Annotated in this window: 14 protein-coding genes and 1 pseudogene; 6 read left to right on the top strand and 9 right to left on the bottom strand. The window is 66.0% G+C overall.

The annotated features are described in order from the left end of the window. Nucleotide 1: 1 nt before the first annotated feature. The 6 genes from AABF56_RS07540 to AABF56_RS07565 form a co-directional block, all read right to left on the bottom strand. Nucleotides 2–1,240 (bottom strand): cysteine desulfurase, encoded by a 1,239-nt coding sequence (locus AABF56_RS07540; RefSeq protein WP_272805461.1) that lies wholly within the window; start codon nucleotides 1,238–1,240, stop codon nucleotides 2–4. 67 nt (nucleotides 1,241–1,307) lie between these two features. Next, nucleotides 1,308–2,582 carry a Fe-S cluster assembly protein SufD gene (gene sufD, locus AABF56_RS07545; protein ID WP_272805462.1) on the bottom strand — a complete coding sequence of 425 codons (1,275 nt, stop codon included), beginning with the start codon at nucleotides 2,580–2,582 and terminating at the stop codon, nucleotides 1,308–1,310. Between the two features lie 24 nt (nucleotides 2,583–2,606). Then, the gene (gene sufC, locus AABF56_RS07550) at nucleotides 2,607–3,362 is read right to left on the bottom strand and encodes a Fe-S cluster assembly ATPase SufC (protein ID WP_244765470.1); all 756 of its coding nucleotides are present in this window, start codon (nucleotides 3,360–3,362) and stop codon (nucleotides 2,607–2,609) included. Nucleotides 3,363–3,410: 48 nt separating this feature from the next. After that, nucleotides 3,411–3,572: a hypothetical protein gene (locus AABF56_RS07555; RefSeq protein ID WP_244765469.1), complete on the bottom strand. Its 162-nt coding sequence runs from the start codon at nucleotides 3,570–3,572 to the stop codon at nucleotides 3,411–3,413. 114 nt (nucleotides 3,573–3,686) lie between these two features. Next, a complete protein-coding gene (gene sufB, locus AABF56_RS07560; RefSeq protein WP_272805463.1) occupies nucleotides 3,687–5,156 on the bottom strand; it encodes a Fe-S cluster assembly protein SufB in 1,470 nt (489 codons plus the stop codon). A gap of 138 nt (nucleotides 5,157–5,294) precedes the next feature. Further along, nucleotides 5,295–6,464, bottom strand: coding sequence for a cysteine desulfurase family protein (locus AABF56_RS07565; RefSeq protein WP_272805464.1), 1,170 nt, complete (start codon nucleotides 6,462–6,464; stop codon nucleotides 5,295–5,297). Nucleotides 6,465–6,678: 214 nt separating this feature from the next. Here AABF56_RS07565 and AABF56_RS07570 point away from each other — a divergent pair, with 214 nt between their 5' ends. Next, on the top strand, nucleotides 6,679–7,356 hold the full coding sequence (locus AABF56_RS07570) for an alpha/beta hydrolase (RefSeq protein WP_023516508.1): 678 nt from the start codon (nucleotides 6,679–6,681) through the stop codon (nucleotides 7,354–7,356). Nucleotides 7,357–7,429: 73 nt separating this feature from the next. Here AABF56_RS07570 and AABF56_RS07575 read toward each other — a convergent pair whose 3' ends face one another. Both AABF56_RS07575 and AABF56_RS07580 read right to left on the bottom strand, forming a co-directional pair. Continuing rightward, nucleotides 7,430–8,551 (bottom strand): GGDEF domain-containing protein, encoded by a 1,122-nt coding sequence (locus AABF56_RS07575; RefSeq protein ID WP_244765466.1) that lies wholly within the window; start codon nucleotides 8,549–8,551, stop codon nucleotides 7,430–7,432. A gap of 147 nt (nucleotides 8,552–8,698) precedes the next feature. Continuing rightward, nucleotides 8,699–9,832 carry an anhydro-N-acetylmuramic acid kinase gene (locus AABF56_RS07580; RefSeq protein ID WP_272805466.1) on the bottom strand — a complete coding sequence of 378 codons (1,134 nt, stop codon included), beginning with the start codon at nucleotides 9,830–9,832 and terminating at the stop codon, nucleotides 8,699–8,701. A 130-nt stretch (nucleotides 9,833–9,962) separates the two neighbouring features. Here AABF56_RS07580 and tyrS point away from each other — a divergent pair, with 130 nt between their 5' ends. The 3 genes and pseudogenes from tyrS to AABF56_RS07595 all read left to right on the top strand — a co-directional run. After that, nucleotides 9,963–11,216, top strand: coding sequence for a tyrosine--tRNA ligase (gene tyrS, locus AABF56_RS07585; protein ID WP_272805467.1), 1,254 nt, complete (start codon nucleotides 9,963–9,965; stop codon nucleotides 11,214–11,216). A gap of 214 nt (nucleotides 11,217–11,430) precedes the next feature. Next, nucleotides 11,431–12,357 (top strand): IS110 family transposase, encoded by a 927-nt coding sequence (locus AABF56_RS07590; RefSeq protein WP_272805468.1) that lies wholly within the window; start codon nucleotides 11,431–11,433, stop codon nucleotides 12,355–12,357. A gap of 123 nt (nucleotides 12,358–12,480) precedes the next feature. Further along, nucleotides 12,481–13,661 (top strand): annotated as a pseudogene (locus AABF56_RS07595) (IS481 family transposase); the annotation flags it as partial. A gap of 81 nt (nucleotides 13,662–13,742) precedes the next feature. Here the strand turns inward: AABF56_RS07595 and AABF56_RS07600 are convergent. After that, nucleotides 13,743–17,105 (bottom strand): YhdP family protein, encoded by a 3,363-nt coding sequence (locus tag AABF56_RS07600; protein ID WP_272805469.1) that lies wholly within the window; start codon nucleotides 17,103–17,105, stop codon nucleotides 13,743–13,745. 176 nt (nucleotides 17,106–17,281) lie between these two features. Here AABF56_RS07600 and AABF56_RS07605 point away from each other — a divergent pair, with 176 nt between their 5' ends. Both AABF56_RS07605 and AABF56_RS07610 read left to right on the top strand, forming a co-directional pair. Then, nucleotides 17,282–17,749 (top strand): peroxiredoxin, encoded by a 468-nt coding sequence (locus tag AABF56_RS07605; protein ID WP_272805470.1) that lies wholly within the window; start codon nucleotides 17,282–17,284, stop codon nucleotides 17,747–17,749. Nucleotides 17,750–17,771: 22 nt separating this feature from the next. Next, the gene (locus AABF56_RS07610; protein WP_272805471.1) at nucleotides 17,772–18,599 is read left to right on the top strand and encodes a ferritin-like domain-containing protein; all 828 of its coding nucleotides are present in this window, start codon (nucleotides 17,772–17,774) and stop codon (nucleotides 18,597–18,599) included. Nucleotides 18,600–18,620: the final 21 nt, after the last annotated feature.

Below are 18,620 nucleotides of genomic sequence, written 5' to 3' on the forward strand. Positions count from 1 at the left end.
CTCAGGCAAAGAATTTGCGGGCATGGTCGAGCGCGTCGGCCAGGGCATCGACTTCGGCGCGCGTGTTGTACAGGCCGAACGATGCCCGGCATGTGGAGGTGACGCCGAAGCGTTTCAAGAGCGGCTGGGCGCAATGGGTGCCGGCGCGCACCGCCACCCCTGCCCGGTCGATGACCATCGAGACGTCATGGGCATGGATGCCTTCCAGCTCGAAGGAGAAGATCGAGCCCTTGCCCGGCGCCGTGCCGAAGATCTTCAGCGAATTGATCGCCGAAAGCCGCTCATGGGCATAGTCGCGCAGGTCCGCCTCATGGGTGGCGATCGCCGCGCGGCCGATCTTCTCCATGTAGTCGAGCGCATGGCCGAGCCCGATCGCCTGCACGATCGGCGGCGTGCCGGCCTCGAAGCGGTGCGGCGGGTCGTTGTAGGTGACGATGTCCTCGGTCACGTCGACGATCATCTCGCCGCCGCCCTGGAAGGGCCGCATCTCCTTCAGCCGGTCCATCTTGCCGTAGAGCACGCCGATGCCGGAGGGGCCGTAGAGCTTGTGGCCGGTCATCACGTACCAGTCGCAATCGATGTCGCTGACGTCCACCGGCATGTGCACGGCGCCCTGCGACCCGTCGACCAGCACCGGAATGCCGCGCTCGCGGGCGATGCGGCAGATCTCCTTGACCGGCACGATGGTGCCGAGCGCGTTCGACATATGCGTGATGGCGATGAGCCTGGTGCGCTCCGTCAGGCACTTTTCGAAGTCTTCGATGTGGAAGGCGCCCGTATCGTCCACCGGCGCCCAGACGAGCTTGGCGCCCTGCCGCTCGCGGATGAAGTGCCACGGCACGATGTTGGAATGGTGCTCCATGATCGACAGCACGATCTCGTCGCCCGCGCCGATCTTCGGCATGCCGTAGCCGTAGGCGACCGTGTTGATCGCCTCGGTCGAGGATTTCGTGAAGATGATCTCGTCGACCGAGGAGGCGTTGAGGAAACGGCGCACCTTCTCGCGCGCCGCCTCGTAGGCGTCCGTGGCCGCGTTCGACAGGAAGTGCAGGCCGCGATGCACATTGGCATATTCGCTGGAATAGGCGTGCGAAATCGCATCGATCACCGACTGCGGCTTCTGCGCCGAGGCGCCGTTGTCGAGATAGACCAGCGGCTTGCCGTAGACCGTTTTCGACAGGATCGGGAAATCCTTGCGGATCGCCTCGACGTCATAGGCCAGTGCGGGGGCGTGTTCCATCTCGACTTCCTTGTTTACGCAATCCCGGACGCAAAACCGCTGTACACTTTTGCTGGGATTGCTCCTGTTAGGCGTGCTTGTCGAGCCAGTCGGCGATGACGCCTTCCAGCGCCTCGACCAGCGGCTCGTCTTCCAGCTCCTCGACGATCTCGGCGACGAAGGCGTTGACCAGCATGGCGCGCGCCTTGTTTTCCGGGATGCCGCGGGCCATCAGGTAGAAGAGCTGCGTGTGGTCGATGTCGATCACGGTCGCGCCGTGGCCGCACTGCACGTCGTCGGCGAAGATCTCCAGCTCCGGCTTGGCCGAGAAATCGGCTTCGTCGGAGAGCAGCAGCGTGTTGCACGACATCTTGGCGTCTGTCTTCTGGGCGTCCGGCGCAACGCGGATCTGCCCCTGGAAGACGCCGCGGGCGCGATCGAAGATCACGTTGCGGATCACCTCGGTGGAGGTCGTGTTCGGCACGTCGTGGCCGACCGTGAAGGTCACGTCGGTATGCGTCTCGCCGCCGAGCAGGTTGATGCCGCGCAGGATGAGATCGGAGCCCTCGCCCGCCACCACGGCGTGGATTTCCTGCCGCACGAGCTTGCCGCCGGCATTGATCACGTAGAGGCGCAGCTTGGCGTCGGTGCCGAGCGTGATGCGGATCTGGCCGAGATGGGTATCGGCCGCCCCCTGGCCCTGGAAGATGACCCAGGTGACCTCCGCGCCGTCGGCAAGCGAGATGTCGCTGATCGTCGTGACGAAGGCGGCATTGTCGCCGGCCGCCACATGGCGCTCGATGACGGTCGCCTTGACGTTCGCGCCGAAGGTCGCCGGGAATCGCGTATGGACCTGGCCGGCATTCTGGATCGTCTGGATCTCGACTGGCGCTTCAAGTTCGGTGCCGGCGGGGAAATCCAGCACGAAACCGTCGCGCACGAAGGCGCCGTTGATGCGGCCGATCGTGTCGTCGCCGTCGCGGGCGACAAGGCCGTCCGCGGCCGTGCCGTCGGCCAGCGCACCGGCGAAGGTGCGCAGCGTCACGCCCTCGACCGCGCCCCGTGCATCCGCCACTCCGTTGACGACGGAAAGCACCGTGGAGCCCTCGACCAGCGGACCGATCCTGGCGGCGGAGGCCGCCGGATCGAAGGCCGGCACGGCGCGCAGCAGCGCCCTGAGGTCCGTATAGTGCCAGGCCTCGACGCGGCGCGTCGGAAGGCCGGCTTCCTTGAAGTCGCTGATGAGGACATCGCGGGCGGCAAGCACCGCGCCGTCGCCCGGCAGTTCGCCGAGCGCATGGTCGTAGGCTTCGCAGAGCGCCGTCTCGGCGACGGAGAGCTTCATGCCTGTCTGCATGTTCATGAGATCACTCCTTCACGGGTGCCGTCAGGCCGCAGCACCGATGATGTCGGCGTAGCCGTTTGCTTCCAGTTCATGCGCCAGCGTCTTGTCGCCGGACTTGATGACCTGGCCCTTGTAGAGAACGTGCACCGTGTCCGGCACGATGTAGTCGAGCAGGCGCTGGTAGTGCGTGATGACGACGACGGCGCGGTCGGGCGAGCGCAGGGCGTTGACGCCGTCGGCGACGATCTTCAGCGCGTCGATGTCGAGGCCGGAATCGGTCTCGTCGAGGATGCACAGCTTCGGCTCCAGGAGCGACATCTGCAGGATTTCGGCGCGCTTCTTCTCGCCGCCGGAGAAGCCGACGTTCAGCGGACGGCGCAGCATTTCCGGCGCGATCTTCAGTTCGGCGGCGGCTTCCTTGACGCGGCGCATGAAGTCCGGCGTCGTCAGTTCCGCCTCGCCGCGCGCCTTGCGCTGCTCGTTCATCGCCACTTTCAGGAACTGCATGGTGGCGACGCCCGGGATCTCGACCGGGTACTGGAAGGCGAGGAAGATGCCCTTGGCGGCGCGCTCGGCCGGGTCGAGCTCCAGGATGCTCTCGCCGTCGTAGAGGATGTCGCCTTCGGTGACTTCATAGTCCTCGCGGCCGGAGAGGATGTAGGAGAGCGTCGACTTGCCCGAGCCGTTCGGGCCCATGATGGCGGCGACTTCGCCGGCCTTCACGGAAAGGTTCAGGCCGCGGATGATCTCGGTGCCGTCTTCGGCGATGCGGGCGTGCAGATTCTTGATTTCAAGCATGGTTTTCGATCCTGGCTTCGGAGCGCGTCCCGCGCTCCCGTCTTCGTTTCAGAAGCCGAGGAAGAAGTGGACCACCGGAAGGAGCGTCGCCGAAAGGGCACCCACCCCGAACCCCATCGCCAATCGCACGATCCTGTTCGTAAGCGTCGGCGAATAGGCTGCAAGTCCACCGCAAACCACGGCGTAGTACGTCAGATTGACCGGATCCATGTCGTCGCCTCCAGATGAGAGCCGCATCCGCTATTATAACGGATCACGCGGGAACTTCATCGTGAGGCCTGTCCGGCCCCCCGGCGGAACCCGCCGGGACATTCCTTCACCCGATCAGCCGACCGAGCCTTCCAGCGAGATGCCGATCAGCTTCTGCGCCTCGACGGCGAATTCCATCGGCAGTTCCTGGATGACTTCCTTGACGAAGCCGTTGACGATCAGCGCGATCGCCGCTTCGGTCGGGATGCCGCGCTGCAGGCAGTAGAACAGCTGGTCCTCGGAGATCTTCGAGGTGGTCGCCTCGTGCTCGAAATGGGCGGTCGCGTTCTTCGCCTCGATATAGGGTACGGTATGCGCGCCGCACTTGTCGCCGATCAAGAGCGAGTCGCACTGGGTGAAGTTGCGCGCGTTCTCCGCCTTGCGGTGGGCCGAGACCTGGCCGCGATAGGTGTTGTTGGAGAAACCCGCGGAAATGCCCTTGGAGACGATGCGGCTCGACGTGTTCTTGCCGAGATGGATCATCTTCGTGCCGCTGTCGATCTGCTGATGGCCGTTCGAGACGGCGATCGAGTAGAACTCGCCGCGCGAACCGTCGCCGCGCAGGATGCAGGACGGATACTTCCAGGTGATGGCGGAGCCGGTCTCGACCTGCGTCCACGAGATCTTGGAGTTCTTGCCCCGGCAATCGCCGCGCTTCGTCACGAAGTTGTAGATGCCGCCCTTGCCTTCCTTGTCGCCCGGATACCAGTTCTGGACGGTGGAATACTTGATCTCGGCATCATCGAGCGCGACCAGCTCGACGACGGCCGCATGGAGCTGGTTCTCGTCGCGCTGCGGCGCGGTGCAGCCTTCGAGGTAGGACACGTACGCGCCCTCCTCCGCGATGATCAGCGTGCGCTCGAACTGGCCGGTGTTCTTCTCGTTGATGCGGAAGTAGGTGGACAGTTCCATCGGGCAGCGAACGCCCTTCGGCACGAAGACGAAGGAGCCGTCGGTGAAGACCGCGGAGTTCAGCGTCGCGTAGAAATTGTCGGTCGTCGGGACGACGGAGCCGAGATACTTCTTCACGAGATCGGGATGCTCGCGGATGGCTTCGGAGATCGACATGAAGATCACGCCGGCCTTCTTCAGCTCTTCCTTGAAGGTCGTGACGACCGAGACCGAATCGAACACGGCGTCGACGGCGATCTTCGAGGTCTGCACGCCGGCGAGGATCTCCTGCTCGCGCAGCGGAATGCCGAGCTTCTCGTACATCTTCAGAAGCTCGGGATCGACGTCGTCGATGGACTTCGGGCCGGTCTGGTTCTTCGGCGCGGCGTAGTAGTGAAGGTCGTTGAAGTCGATCTTCGGATAGTCGACACGCGCCCAGGTCGGCTCCTCGAGCGTCAGCCAGCGGCGATAGGCCTCCAGGCGCCATTCGAGCATCCAGTCGGGCTCGTTCTTCTTGGCCGAGATGAAGCGGATGATATCCTCGGACAGGCCCTTCGGCGCCTTGTCCATCTCGATCTTCGTCTCGAAGCCGTACTTGTACTGGTCGACGTCTATCTGACGGACCTGATCGATCGTTTCCTGCACCGCAGGCATGTCGTTCTCCAATCTTGCCGGATCCAAGGTCCGGCAGTTTGTCAACGTGTGGCGGGCCTCCCGCCGGTTATGTAAGCGCCAAAGGCGGTTTTTCCCACCCTTTGGCAAGCGAAAACTTGCGTTCCCGCAAGATTCACCTCACGCCGCGTTTCCCGTCATGCGCCGCCGCGAAACGACGCGCGAGAAGACGGCGAGGAAGCGTTCCACATCCTCCGCCGTCGAGCCCGGCCCGAGCGAGACCCGCAGCCCGCCGAGCGCGGCATCGAAGCCCATGGCCGCCAGCACATGGCTCTGCCCGACCTTGCCGGAAGAGCAGGCCGACCCTGCCGAAAGCGCAATGCCCTCCAGGTCGAAGGCGATCTGCCCCGTCTCCGATTTCAGGCCCGGCAGGCTGAAGAACGAGGTGTTGGCGACACGCTCGACATCCGCGCCGTGGATAATGACGTCATTGGTCGCCGCCCGCATGCCGGCCTCCAGCGTGGCGCGCAGGGCGGCGATCCGTCCGTTGCGCTCCGCAAGGTCGGCGGCGGCAAGCCGCGCGGCCGCGGCAAAGCCGGCAAGCGCCGCCGGGTTTTCCGTGCCGGAGCGATGCCCCTTCTCCTGCCCGCCGCCGCGGATCAGCGGCACGGGCATCAGCACCTCGCCGCGCGAGATCAGCGCGCCGGCGCCCTTCGGGCCGCCCAGCTTGTGCGAGGAGACGATCAGGAAATCGGCATCGAGCGCCGCAATATCGACCGGCACGCGGCCGATGGCCTGCACCGCATCGACGACAAGGAGGCCGCCATGGCGGCGCACGGTCTCCGCCGCCGCCTTCACCGGCTGCACGATGCCCGTCTCGTTGTTGGCGAGCATGACCGCCACCATCGGCAGGCCCATCGCCTTGTCATGGCGTGCAAGAAGCGTTTCCAGCGCGTCGAGATCGACGAGGCCGGCGCGGGTGACGGGGATCGTCGTCACGGCCTCGCGCGCAAAACGCCCGCCCTCGCGCATCGCCGGGTGCTCGATCTCGGACACATAGAGATGGCCGATGGCGAGCGGCGTGCGGCCCATGCGGTAGTCGGGCGTCAGGACGAGGTTCGCCGCCTCGGTGGCGCCGCTCGTGAAGATCACATGGGCCGGCCCGGCGCCGACCAGCGCGGCGACGTCGCGGCGCGCGGCCTCCACCAGCATGCGCAGCGCCCGACCCTCGCCGTGTACGGAAGACGGGTTGCCGACGCTGTCGAGCGCGGCAAGAACGGCCTCGCGCGCCGCCGGCAGCAAGGGCGCCGTGGCGTTCCAGTCCAGATATGTGCGCTCCGTCTTCGTCATTCTTTACCCATGCCTGCCAGGCCAAGTTCACGGCGGCGTGCATTTTCCTTGAAATTTCCGTCTGGCTTGCCTTATGACACCAAACGCACGGCGTCCCATGGGCGCCTACACAGTTTCGAATGGTTCTAAACTAGGTTCTAGAAAAGCTGACTGGTTTCGTCAAGACTTCAGTTGACAAGAATCCGTTCCAGAACGCGAACTTGCCGGAGTAAGAATGCCCGAAATCATCTTCAACGGACCCGCCGGTCGCCTTGAAGGGCGCTACCAGCCGTCCAAGCAGAAGAACGCCCCGATCGCCATCGTGCTGCACCCGCACCCGCAGTTCGGCGGCACGATGAACAACCAGATCGTCTACCAGCTGTTCTACATGTTCCAGAAGCGCGGCTTCACGACGCTGCGCTTCAACTTCCGCGGCATCGGCCGCAGCCAGGGCGAATTCGACCATGGCGCGGGCGAACTGTCGGATGCGGCCTCGGCGCTCGACTGGGTGCAGAGCCTGCATCCCGATTCGAAGAGCTGCTGGGTTGCCGGCTATTCCTTCGGCGCCTGGATCGGCATGCAGCTCCTGATGCGCCGCCCGGAGATCGAAGGCTTCATGTCGATCGCCCCGCAGCCGAACATCTACGACTTCTCGTTCCTCGCCCCTTGCCCGTCGTCGGGCCTCATCATCAACGGCGATTCCGACAAGGTGGCGCCGGAGAAGGACGTCAATGGCCTCGTCGAGAAACTCAAGACGCAGAAGGGCATCCTGATCACCCACCGCACGGTGCCGGGCGCCAACCACTTCTTCAACGGCCAGACGGAAACCCTGATGGCCGAATGCGAGGACTACCTCGACCGCCGCCTCGCCGGCGAACTGACGCCGGAACCGGCCGCAAAGCGCATCCGCTGACCGGCCGAGAGGAAAACAGAAAGAAGCCCGGTGACGTTCACCGGGCTTTTTCTTTGCCTTCCGGTCGCACGCCTCAGTTCGCGCGCTTGACGACCTCCAGCACCACCGCGGGCGGCTCCGCCTCGCGCACGCAGTCGCGCCCGGCATTCTTGGCCGCATAGAGCGCATCGTCCGCCCGGCGCATGGCAAAACGCAGCGGCTCGCCGCGCGTCACCTCGGCGACGCCGAAGCTGGCGGTGATGCGCACGGCCGGCGGCAGGCCGGGAATGGGCGCGACGGCACGGGTGGCGCGCAGGGTCTGGGCGAAGAGCAGCGTCGCCTCCCTGCCGGTGTTCGGCAGGAAGAGCGCGAACTCCTCGCCGCCGATGCGCGCGGCGAGCGCGCCTGGCGGCGCCGCGACACGCAGCGCCTCGCCGAAGGCGCGGATGGCGCTGTCGCCGCCCTGGTGGCCATGCGTGTCGTTGACCGACTTGAAATGATCGATGTCGCACAGGATGAGGCCATGCGGCCCGGCGCCCGCCAGCAGCGCGTCGATGCGGTTGTCGAAGCCGCGGCGGTTGAGGAGGCCGGACAGCGGATCGACCTCCGCATTGCCCTTCTCCTCCGCGACGATCTCCAGCACGAGCACGCAGAGCAGCATCAGGCCGACCGTGACGATCAGCACGGCGCCCATGCTCTGCGAGACGAGCGCGAACTGGCTGGCGAGATAGTCCTCCGCCGTGTTGCCCGCCCCGGCGAGCACGGCGGCGAAGGCCTTCACGATGAAATGCCCGCTGGTCAGCGCAAGGAGGACGATGAGCGCCCGGTCGACGAAACTGGCCGGACGCGCCCGCCAGACGGCGAAGGCGCTCATCCCGAGCGCCACCGCGAACGGCGTCTGATAGGGCAGCGCATGGGCGAGCGTGCCGCGCGGCAGGTCGTAGATGACATAGTCGAGCGCGACGAAGGCGACGAAGATACCCGCCAGGACCCACCGGTTGGTGCGAAGGCCGTAGAGATGGCCGACGCCGACGCGCAGCATCAGCATGCCGCCCAGCATGGCGGCGAAGGCGAGGATCGCCCAGAGCTTTGCCGGCGGCACATAGGCGACGAGGAATTCGAAGATGGTGGCGAGCGAGGCGACGGCATAGGTGCCGGCAAACCAGCGGGCGGCGACGCGGTTGCGGCTCCTGGCGGACACCGCCAGGAAAAACATGCAGAAACACTGCGCGATGAGAAAGTTCACCGCCAGCAGGAAGCCCGCGCCACTCATTGGCCACCTAAAGCAAGACACAAAGCCGTTCCGTGCAGGGCGCCCCGGAACGATCTCACCGATTCCTAGACGGTGCCCGCGAAAAAACCGTTAATCGCGGGGGGCGTGTTTCTGCAGTAGGCCGCCGGTCACGGGCGCCGTCACGCCCGTCGTGCCCGGGAAGGTGAGCGGCAGGCCGCGGAGCGAGCGGACGGCGAGATAGGCCCAGGCCTCCGCCTCCATGCTGTCGCCGTCGAGGCCGACCGCCTCGGCCGTCACCACCTCCGCCCCCTCCGTCTCGGCAAGCGCCGCAAGATCGCTCATGATCACCCGGTTGAGCCGGCCGCCGCCGCACACGACATAGAGTTTCGGCCGCTCCGGCAGGTGGCGGGCCGAGCGCAGGATGGCCGCCGCCGTGACATGGGCCAGCGTGCGCGCACCGTCCTCCAGGCTCGCGTCCGGCCCCTCCGGCGGGCGGAAATCGTTGCGGTCGAGCGAGCGGCGCACCGGATCGGTGAAGAAGGCATGGCCGAGATAGCGCTCCGCAAGGCCGGGATCGACGCGGCCCTCCGAGGCGATCATGCCGCCCTGGTCGTAGGGAATGCCGGCATGGGCCTCCACCCACTGGTCGATCAGCGTGTTGCCTGGGCCGCTGTCATAGGCGACGATCGCCCCGCCCGCGCCGATGAAGGTGATGTTGGAAATGCCGCCGATATTGACGAAGACGACCGCCTTGCCGATGGCGCCGGAAAGGCCGGCGGCAAGCGCGGCGTGATAGGCGGGAATGAGCGGCGCGCCCTGCCCGCCATGCGCCATGTCGTTCGCCCGCATGTCGTAGACCACGTCGATGCCGGTCTCGCGGGCGAGCAGACCGCCGTCGCCGAGCTGCACCGTCAGGCCGGCATCCGGCCGGTGCAGCACGGTCTGGCCATGAAAGCCGATGACGTCGATGTCGGATGCCGCAAGCCCGTTCTCCTCCAGGAAGGCGCGCACGGCCTCGCCGTGGCGCAGCGTCAGCGCGCGCTCGATCTCGGCAAGATCGCCCGGCCGTTCGTCGCGCTCGCCGATCGTCTTGGCAATCTCCAGCGCGCCTTGCAGGCGGCGGCGGAAGGCGGCGTCGTAGGGCCGCGCCAGGAAGGGGCCGCGCTCGACGACGGCCTCGCCATCCGTGCGCAGCAGCGCGACGTCGATGCCGTCGAGGCTCGTGCCGCTCATAAGACCGATCGCCGTCCGCAGTCCCGTCATGCCATCCGCTCCAGAATCACTTTAGGAGTGATTATGCGGTGAAACAGTGCTAAACGCCCGGCGGTCCGCCGGAAAATTATCTCCGGCCGCAAACATCCCGCCCAGAGCATCCCGGCAAGAGAGACAGGCCATGTCCGAATTCAAATCCGATTTCCTCCGCACGCTGAAAGAGCGCGGCTTCATCCACCAGATCTCCGATGAAACCGGCCTCGACGACCTTCTCGCAAAGGAAACCGTGACGGCCTATATCGGCTTCGATCCGACCGCGCCGAGCCTGCATGCCGGCGGCCTCATCCAGATCATGATGCTGCACTGGTTCCAGAAGACCGGCCACCGCCCGGTCTCGCTGATGGGCGGCGGCACCGGCATGGTCGGCGACCCGTCCTTCAAGGACGAGGCGCGCCAGCTGATGACGCCGGAGACGATCGACAGCAACATCGCCAGCATCAAGAAGGTCTTCTCGAACTACCTCACCTATGGCGAGGGCCCGAAGGACGCGCTGATGATCAACAATGCCGACTGGCTGCTCGGCATCAACTACCTCGAATTCCTGCGCGATGTCGGCCGGCATTTCTCCGTCAACCGCATGCTCTCCTTCGACAGCGTGAAGCTGCGCCTCGACCGCGAGCACTCGCTGTCCTTCCTCGAATTCAACTACATGATCCTGCAGGCCTACGACTTCGTCGAATTGAACAAGCGCTACGACGTGCGCCTGCAGATGGGCGGCTCGGACCAGTGGGGCAACATCATCAACGGCATCGACCTCGGCCACCGCATGGGCACGCCGCAGCTCTACGCGCTCACCTCGCCGCTCCTGACGACCGCCTCGGGCGCCAAGATGGGCAAGTCTCTCTCCGGCGCCGTCTGGCTCAACCCGGACATGCTGTCGGCCTATGACTTCTGGCAGTACTGGCGCAACACGGAGGACGCCGACGTCTCGCGCTTCCTGAAGCTCTACACGACGCTGCCGATGGACGAGATCGCCCGGCTCTCCGCGCTCGGCGGCGCCGAGATCAACGAGGTGAAGAAAATCCTCGCCACCGAGGTGACGGCGATGCTGCACGGCCGCGAGGCCGCCGAGCAGGCCGCCGAAACCGCGCGAAAAACCTTCGAGGAAGGCGCGATCGCCGAGAACCTGCCGTCGATCGAGGTGTCCGCCGGTGAGCTCGAAGCCGGCATCGGCCTCCTCACCCTCGTCGTCAAGGCCGGCCTTGCCGCCTCCAACGGTGAAGCCCGCCGCCATGTGCAGGGCGGCGCGGTGCGCATCAACGATGCCGCCGTTTCCGACGAGCGCCGTGTCATCGGCACCGCCGACGTTTCGGGCGACGGCGTGATCAAGCTCTCGCTGGGCAAGAAGAAGCACATTCTGGTGCGCCCGGCCTGACCACCGCCTTCTCCCCCGTCATCCTTGGGCTTGACCCGAGGATCCTGTGTGTTTGGTCTGATGTAAGATGGTTGCGGGAAGGAGGCCGAGAGGATCCAGGCCGCCGTTTTTGACGGCAGGCCGCGGCATGGCTTGGTCCCTTCCCGCTTCGCCCATCAACCTGAACAGTTGCATGGGGCTGTCGCCACAGACCCCGCACACAGGAGCAGGCGCCATGACGATACACCATACCTTCATCGGCTGCGACATCGGCAAGGACATGATCGACATCTTCGATCCGAAAACGGCCAGGTTCTGCCGCATCCCCAACGAGCAGACCGCGCTGTCCGCTTTTGCCTGTCGCCTCGACCCGGCCACCGACCTGGTCGTCTTCGAGGCGACAGGTCATTGCGACCGGCTGCTGCGCCTGTGTCTTTCGCAGGCCGGCATCGCCTTTGCCCGCGTCAACCCGAAGACGGCCCGGCGCTTTGCCGAAGCGCGGGGACGGCTGGCCAAGACCGACCGCATCGATGCCCGCTCGCTTTGCGAGATGGGAACCATGTTCGGCCTGACGGCCGAGGCGCCGCCTTGCCCGGTGCGCGAGCGGCTGGCGGCCCTTGCCCGCCGCCGGGATCAGCTCGTCGATGCCCGTGCAACCGAGCGCCGGCATCTTTGCGATGCCTTCGATCCCGCCGTCCGCGCCGACATCGAGGCCATGATCGCCATCCTCGGCGAGAGGATCGCCTCGATCCAGGCTGCGATCGACGAGCAGATGAAGAATGGACATCTCGCTCAGCAGGCGCACCGCCTTACCTCCGCGCCCGGCGTGGGCAAGGTGACAGCCTTGACCCTGCTGGCCCATATGCCCGAACTCGGCAGCCTTTCGCCCAAAACAGCCGCAAGCCTTGCCGGCCTTGCCCCCTTCAATGACGATTCCGGCAGGAGAAACGGCCGCCGCCGCATCAAGGGCGGCAGGCCAAGGGTGCGAAAGGCCCTCTACATGGCGGCCCTCGGCGCAATCAAGGCCTCAGCGCGCCTGCGCGCCTTCCATCAGGCCGTCTCAGCCAGAACAGACTCCGCAAAGGCCGGCATCATCGCCGTCGCGCGAAAGCTCATCACGATCCTCAATGCAATGCAGCGCGACAAAACCAACTTCGCTTGAACACAGTTGCCACGCGGTATCCTCGGCGGTGGATGGTCGGGCTTGATGTACGGCCCTGATACATACCTGACAGGTGTTTGCAGACATACCTGACACTTTTCGGATTGTTTCCGGGAGGTTTGGATGGTTTGGCGGGCGAGGTCTGTTGTGGACGAGCGATTGGAATTCTGCCGGCTGGCAGGGCTTGAAGGGGCGAACGTCTCGCGGCTGTGCGCGCGTTTCGGGATCAGTCGGCAGACGGGCTATGTGTGGCTGGGCCGATCGAAGGCGGGCGAACCGATGACGGATCGCTCCCGCCGCCCGCATACAAGCCCGCGCCGGACGCCGGCCGATCTGGAACGATCGGTGCTCGATCTGCGTGATGACCATCCGGCCTGGGGCGCCCGCAAGATCGCCAGGCGCCTGCAGGACCTTGGCATCGCACCGCCTTCGACCTCCACCGTGCATGCGATCCTGCAGCGTCACGAGAGGATCGATCCGGGCGCAAGGGACGGCACGGCGCCCGGCCGCTTCGAGCGCGAGGCCCCCAACCTGCTCTGGCAGATGGACTTCAAGGGACGCACGCAGCTTGCCTGTGGCCGCTGGTGCCATCCCTTGACTGTCCTCGACGACCATTCCCGTTTCGCCATCGCCATCGCCATCGCCATCGAGGCCTGCACCGACGAGACGACGCAGACCGTGCGCGACCGGCTGGAGCCCATCCTGCGGCGCTACGGTCTGCCGATGGCGATCTATACCGACAATGGCAATCCCTGGGGGACGGGTGTGCCGGGCCAGTGGACACGATTGCGCGTCTGGCTGCTCAAGCTCGGCATCGGCCTCATCCATGCACGACCCTACCACCCGCAGGGCCGTGGCAAGAATGAACGCTTCCACCGCAGCCTGAAAGCCGAGGTGCTCGCCTTTGCCGCGCCGGCCGGCCAGGCACAGGCGCAACGCGCCTTCGATCGCTGGCGCAACATCTACAATCATCACCGTCCACACCAGGGGATCGGCATGGCGGTGCCGGCCAGCCGCTACCGGCCTTCGCCGCGGCCCTTTCCCGATCCGCTGCCAGAGCCGGACTACGACAGCGGCGAGATCGTCCGGCGTGTCGGCACGACCAAAGGCTATATCAGCTTCAAAGGCATATCATGGCGCGTGCCCGACGCCTTCAGAAACGAACGCCTCGCCATCCGGCCCCTCGACCAGGACGGTCTCTACGGCGTCTTCTTCGGCGCAACCCAGGTCGCCAAAATCGACCTCACATCCAACGCTTGACTGTCAGCCATGTCTGCGAACACCTGTCACGCATCTCTCCGGGCTTTACATCAGGCCCGACCATGACGGAGGAGAGGTCTGCGGACTTTGTCGACAACCTGAAGGCCGCCTCCGGGCGGCCTTTTTCATTGGAACTCGAAGATGTTGCGGAAGACGCCGGGGGCGATGATCGACAGCGGGTTGATCGTCAGCTTCGGCTTGTCGAAGGGGCCGGAGAGCTTGAAGGTGATGCCGATCAGGCCGCGGTCGTTGCCGTTGCCGAGCAGGATGCCGATCAGCGGCAGCTCGGCGAACAGCCGGTTGAGGCCGTAGGCCGGCATGAAGGTGCCGGTCATGTCGGTCCGGCCACTGGCATCGCGCACCGTGCCCTGGAAGGTGGCGCCGACGGTTTCGCCGCGCACCACGCCGTTTTCGAGGCTCAGCGCGCCGCCGCCGGTGCGCACCTGGGCGAAGCCGCGGGAGAACTTCACCGCGCTCACGTCGATCTCGCGGCGCACCGCGTCGTTGAGGCTGCGCCCGCTTTCGCCCGCCGGCGTCGAGACCAGCGAGCGCAGCCGTTCTTCCCCGACGAGCGAGAAATTGCGGATGTCGACGGAGCCGCGCCAGATGCTGCCCGCCGTCTCGCGCAGGCGGACATTCAGGAGGCCGCCGCGCATGTGGCTGTAGATATCGGCAAAGCGCGCCACAGCGCCGGCATCGCCGCTGGTGAGCTGGATGGCGTCCGTGCCGCCGTTGCTGGCAAGCTGCGCCACCACGGGGGCGCCGCTCTTCGTCACCGCCGAAAGGTCCATGCCGGAAATGCGGCTGCCCGCCGTGCTGTAGCGGAAGCTGACATTGGAGAGCGTTTCGCCATTGAAGCCGATGGCCCGCGCGAGGTCGGCCCGGATGTTGAGGCCCTGCTTTTCGCCGCCGCCACCGCCGCTCGCGGTCTTGAGGCGTGCCAGCACGGCGCGCACATCGGCCGCCTCGCCATCCGCCACGACCGTATAGCCGGATTTGCCCTGCTCCACCTTCAGCCGGAACCGGTCGTCGGCCGAGAGCCGGACGGTGGAAAAATTCGCCGCATCGAGCCGCGTGCCGCGGAAGCTGAGATTGCCCGCCACGGTGAACCCGTCACCGGCAAAGCGGAAATCGGAAATCCGGGTGACGCCCTCCTTCGTGTCCGCCGTCAGCGTCACCTTGCCGCCGATGCCCGCGCCCTTGGTCCAGCCGATCCAGGGTATGGAGACCGCGGCCGCCCCGACATCCGCCTCCACCGTGCGCGGCCCGTCGCCGTCCTGCTCCAGCCGCACCTCGACCGGGCCTTCCACCACATCCTCGAGGCCCGGCAGCAGCGTGCGGCGGTCCCTGTTGTCGAGCGTGCCGGACAGCACCGTCTTGCGCTTGAAACCGGCCGCCTTGCCGACGGGCTCGACGAGCTCCAGGTCGAGCGTCACGCCGTCGATATCGCCCCTGGCCTTGAGGTCGGCCTTCTGCGGATCGATGGCAAGGAGGCCGCGCAGGCCCGTCACGGTGCGCCCGGCGATCGGCTTGCCGACGTCGACGGCGTCCAGCGAGAGGGCCGCCGTCCACTGCGGCGGCGGCGGGTTGTGGGCGGAGATGACGCCGAAATGCGCCTTGACCTTGGCCTTCACCTGGCCGCTGAAGTCGTCCGGCGCAAAACCGGTGGCCGGCAGGGCGCGGATCGGCCGGTAGGTCACCAGCTCCGCAATGGCGTCGGCATTGCCGGCGACGTCGATGTCCATGTCCGCCATCAGCGGCTTGGTATAGTTGTCCGGCAGCACGAAGGTGCCGCCGGTCAGCGCGACGGAGCGGCCGGACGGGAAATAGGCCGTGCCGCCGTTGATCGCGATCTCCGTGCGCGGCCCGCGCAGGCGGAACTTCCCGGACGTGTCGCGCAGCGGCGGGATCTCGCCGGCGACGTTCATGCGCGCGCCCTCGATGTCGAAGTCGATCTTCAGCTCCTCCGGGCCGAGATGCATCGGCACGCCCGGCAGGCGTTCGCGGCCTTCGGCGACGTAGAATTCGATGCGGCCGTTGGTGACGGTGCCGCCGAAAATGTTCTTGATCACCCAGCTGCGCGCCGTCTTGGCCATCCAGAACGGCCAGAACTGCTTGACGGCGGCCGATTCCAGCTCGCTGGCGATCATCACGAAGCTGACTTCCGGGTCCCGGTCGCCGAAGCGCATGGCAAGGGAGCCGGCGACGTTGCCCTTCTCGCTGGACACCGCCATCTCCTCGAACAGCAGTTTCTTCGTCTCCGGAAGATAGTAGCCGTTGACCTTGGCATCGAAACGGATCGGCGCCTCGGTGGAATCGACGGGGCGGCTCACCGCGTTGCTGAAGACGAGATCGATGGCAAAGCCCTTGTCCGGCCGGTCGGAGATCCGGTCGAGGTCGATGAGGCCGCCGGTGAAGGGAAAATGCGACTGGCCGACGCCGGCATCCTGCGAGGCGAGCTCGATCGAGCCCTTGTCGAAATTGTAGGCGACCTTGAGGGTGGACGGGCGCAGCGCGGCGGCAATGCCGTCGCCATAGACCGCGCCGGCGGCCATGGCGACGTTGAGGCCGAGCACCGGCCTCGTGCCGGCGGCCTCGCGCACGGCATTCACCGAAACATCCGCCGTCGTGTCGATGCCGGCATGCACATTGCCGTTGACGTCGTTGCCGAGCAGGAACTTTCCGAGCGCCACATTGCGGATCGAGCCGTCCAGCGTGCGCACCGAACCCTCGGCGCCCGAGGCCGTCAGGTCGATCTCGCCCTCGGCGCCGTCCATCGAGAAATGCCCGTCGATCGACATGGTGCCGTCGCCGTCGCGGGTGAATTGCAGGCTGGCGATGGCCAGCGTCACCGCCTTGCCGTCCGGCCCCTGGAAGGTCGCGCCGAGATCGGCCACCTTGACGGTCTGCATGCCGTTGGCATCGATGAGATGGCTGACGCCGTCGAGCCGCTCGAAGGTGGTTTCGAGATAGTCCGGCACGTCGGAAATGCGCAGGGCCGTCAGATCGAGGGGCTTGCTCTTGGGCAGCAGCGCCGCGTTGAACATCGCGCCGTCTACGTCGAGCCGCGAGACGGCAAGGCGGCCGGCGGCAAGACCCAGCGGATCGAGCACGATGCCGATCGAATCGGTCGCCGCCAGCTCCTTGCCCGATTCGACCTCGACGATCCGGACGTTCTCCGCCTTCAGCGCGAAACCGTTGAAGCCGGCAAGCCGCAGCACGGTATGATCGACGGAGGCGCGGTAGCGCTCCCCCAGCGCCTGGTTGAGGGCGGCGACGGCGCGGGCGTTCAGCGCGCTGTCGAAAATGCCCGTTTCCACGAGGCCGACAAGCACGGCGCCGAGAAACAGCACGAGCGCGACGGTGGCGGCGACGATGCGGCAGGCGATGCCGGTGCGGCTCGCCTCGACCGCGTGCAGGACGATGGGCTCGTGCGCCTGCGCGGACGGCAATTCATGCAGCGGAACGATGTCCTTTCTGCGGAACACGACTTTCTCGCCGCGGATTTCTCCCATCGTGCGATTGTTTCCTTTGCCCCTTTGTGCAGCGTTGTCCGTGGAATCGCTGCCTGTCGTCCGCTCGCCGCTGGACGATTCGGTGTGCCACTATATATGCGGGAAGCCGGCTCCTTGACTCAAAAAGCCGGCCAAAGAAAGGAAATCCCATGGCAGAACTGGCCCCGGGCACCGATGCCCCGGACTTCACCCTTCCGCGCGATGGCGGCGGCACCATTTCGCTCTCCGCATTGCGCGGCCGGCCCGTCGTCCTCTTCTTCTATCCGAAGGATGACACGGAAGGCTGCACGACGGAAGCGAAGGATTTTACCGCCGCGAAAGCGGATTTCGAGGCGGCCGGCGTCGCCCTCCTCGGCCTTTCGCCCGATCCGGTGAAGAAGCACGACAAGTTCGTCGCAAAACACACGCTCGGCATACCGCTCGCCTCGGACGAAAGCCTCCAGACGCTGGAGGCCTACGGGGTCTGGAAGGAAAAGAGCATGTATGGCCGCACCTATATGGGCGTCGAGCGCACGACCGTGCTCGTTGACGCCAACGGCAAGATCGCCGAGATCTGGCCGAAGGTGAAGGTCAAGGGCCATGTCGAGGCCGTGCTGGAAGCCGCCAGAAAGCTTTAAATTCTAAAGGCAAATATTTGAAATGACGGAACTTCCACATATCGAAAGCCTCCGTGGCGGCACCACGGCGGCCATCGCGGCCGCCGATCTCGACCTGAAGACGGCGCTCGCGCAGGAGACGGCGCGCCGCTGGTTCGCCCGCACGCTTTCGATGCGCTCGCCCCGCGATCCGGCCCTGCCGGCGCGGCCCGGCCGGCCGGAAAGACCGGAGCTCATTCCGCCCAGGCACATGGAGAAGCGCTCGCTGCACACGCTGAAGGGCCGCATCGCGCTTCTCCATGCGCTGGCCCATATCGAGCTCAATGCCGTCGACCTCGCGCTCGACATCGTCGCGCGCTTCACGACGGAGCGCGTGCCGCATTCCTTCTTCGACGGCTGGATGCAGGTGGCCTTCGAGGAGGCCAAGCATTTCCGGCTGATCCGCGACCGCCTGCGCGAGCTCGGCGCGGATTACGGCAACCTGCCGGCCCATGACGGGCTCTGGCAGGCCGCGCACGACACGCGCAACGACCTGACCGCGCGCCTTGCCGTCGTGCCGCTCATCCTGGAGGCGCGCGGGCTCGACGTCACGCCGACGCTGCAGGCCAAGATGCGCGAGACCGGGGACGATGCCAGCGCCGACATCCTCGACGTCATCTACAACGACGAGAAGGGCCATGTGGCGGTGGGCGCGAAATGGTTCCGCTTCCTCTGCGCCCGCGAGAGGAAGGATCCGTCGGCCACCTTCAGGGAACTGGTGCGCGCGAATTTCCGCGGGCCGCTGAAACCGCCCTTCAACGACGTGGCGCGGGCGGAAGCCGGGCTGACTCCCTCCTTCTACCGTTCCCTCGTTTCCGTCAGCCAGAGCTGATATTCAACCCGCACAACCCCT

Source organism: Shinella sp. WSC3-e (assembly GCF_945994535.1).
GTDB classification, from domain to species: Bacteria; Pseudomonadota; Alphaproteobacteria; order Rhizobiales; family Rhizobiaceae; genus Shinella; species Shinella yambaruensis.

What these genes read in the sequence shown, in the direction of transcription:
- tyrS (WP_272805467.1), top strand. Translation starts at nt 9,963, where the DNA reads ATGTCCGAATTCAAATCCGATTTCCTCCGCACGCTGAAAGAGCGCGGC.
- sufC (WP_244765470.1), bottom strand. Translation starts at nt 3,362, where the DNA reads ATGCTTGAAATCAAGAATCTGCACGCCCGCATCGCCGAAGACGGCACC.
- AABF56_RS07580 (WP_272805466.1), bottom strand. Translation starts at nt 9,832, where the DNA reads ATGACGGGACTGCGGACGGCGATCGGTCTTATGAGCGGCACGAGCCTC.
- AABF56_RS07555 (WP_244765469.1), bottom strand. Translation starts at nt 3,572, where the DNA reads ATGGATCCGGTCAATCTGACGTACTACGCCGTGGTTTGCGGTGGACTT.
- AABF56_RS07570 (WP_023516508.1), top strand. Translation starts at nt 6,679, where the DNA reads ATGCCCGAAATCATCTTCAACGGACCCGCCGGTCGCCTTGAAGGGCGC.
- sufD (WP_272805462.1), bottom strand. Translation starts at nt 2,582, where the DNA reads ATGAACATGCAGACAGGCATGAAGCTCTCCGTCGCCGAGACGGCGCTC.
- sufB (WP_272805463.1), bottom strand. Translation starts at nt 5,156, where the DNA reads ATGCCTGCGGTGCAGGAAACGATCGATCAGGTCCGTCAGATAGACGTC.
- AABF56_RS07590 (WP_272805468.1), top strand. Translation starts at nt 11,431, where the DNA reads ATGACGATACACCATACCTTCATCGGCTGCGACATCGGCAAGGACATG.
- AABF56_RS07610 (WP_272805471.1), top strand. Translation starts at nt 17,772, where the DNA reads ATGACGGAACTTCCACATATCGAAAGCCTCCGTGGCGGCACCACGGCG.
- AABF56_RS07575 (WP_244765466.1), bottom strand. Translation starts at nt 8,551, where the DNA reads ATGTTTTTCCTGGCGGTGTCCGCCAGGAGCCGCAACCGCGTCGCCGCC.
- AABF56_RS07540 (WP_272805461.1), bottom strand. Translation starts at nt 1,240, where the DNA reads ATGGAACACGCCCCCGCACTGGCCTATGACGTCGAGGCGATCCGCAAG.
- AABF56_RS07605 (WP_272805470.1), top strand. Translation starts at nt 17,282, where the DNA reads ATGGCAGAACTGGCCCCGGGCACCGATGCCCCGGACTTCACCCTTCCG.
- AABF56_RS07565 (WP_272805464.1), bottom strand. Translation starts at nt 6,464, where the DNA reads ATGACGAAGACGGAGCGCACATATCTGGACTGGAACGCCACGGCGCCC.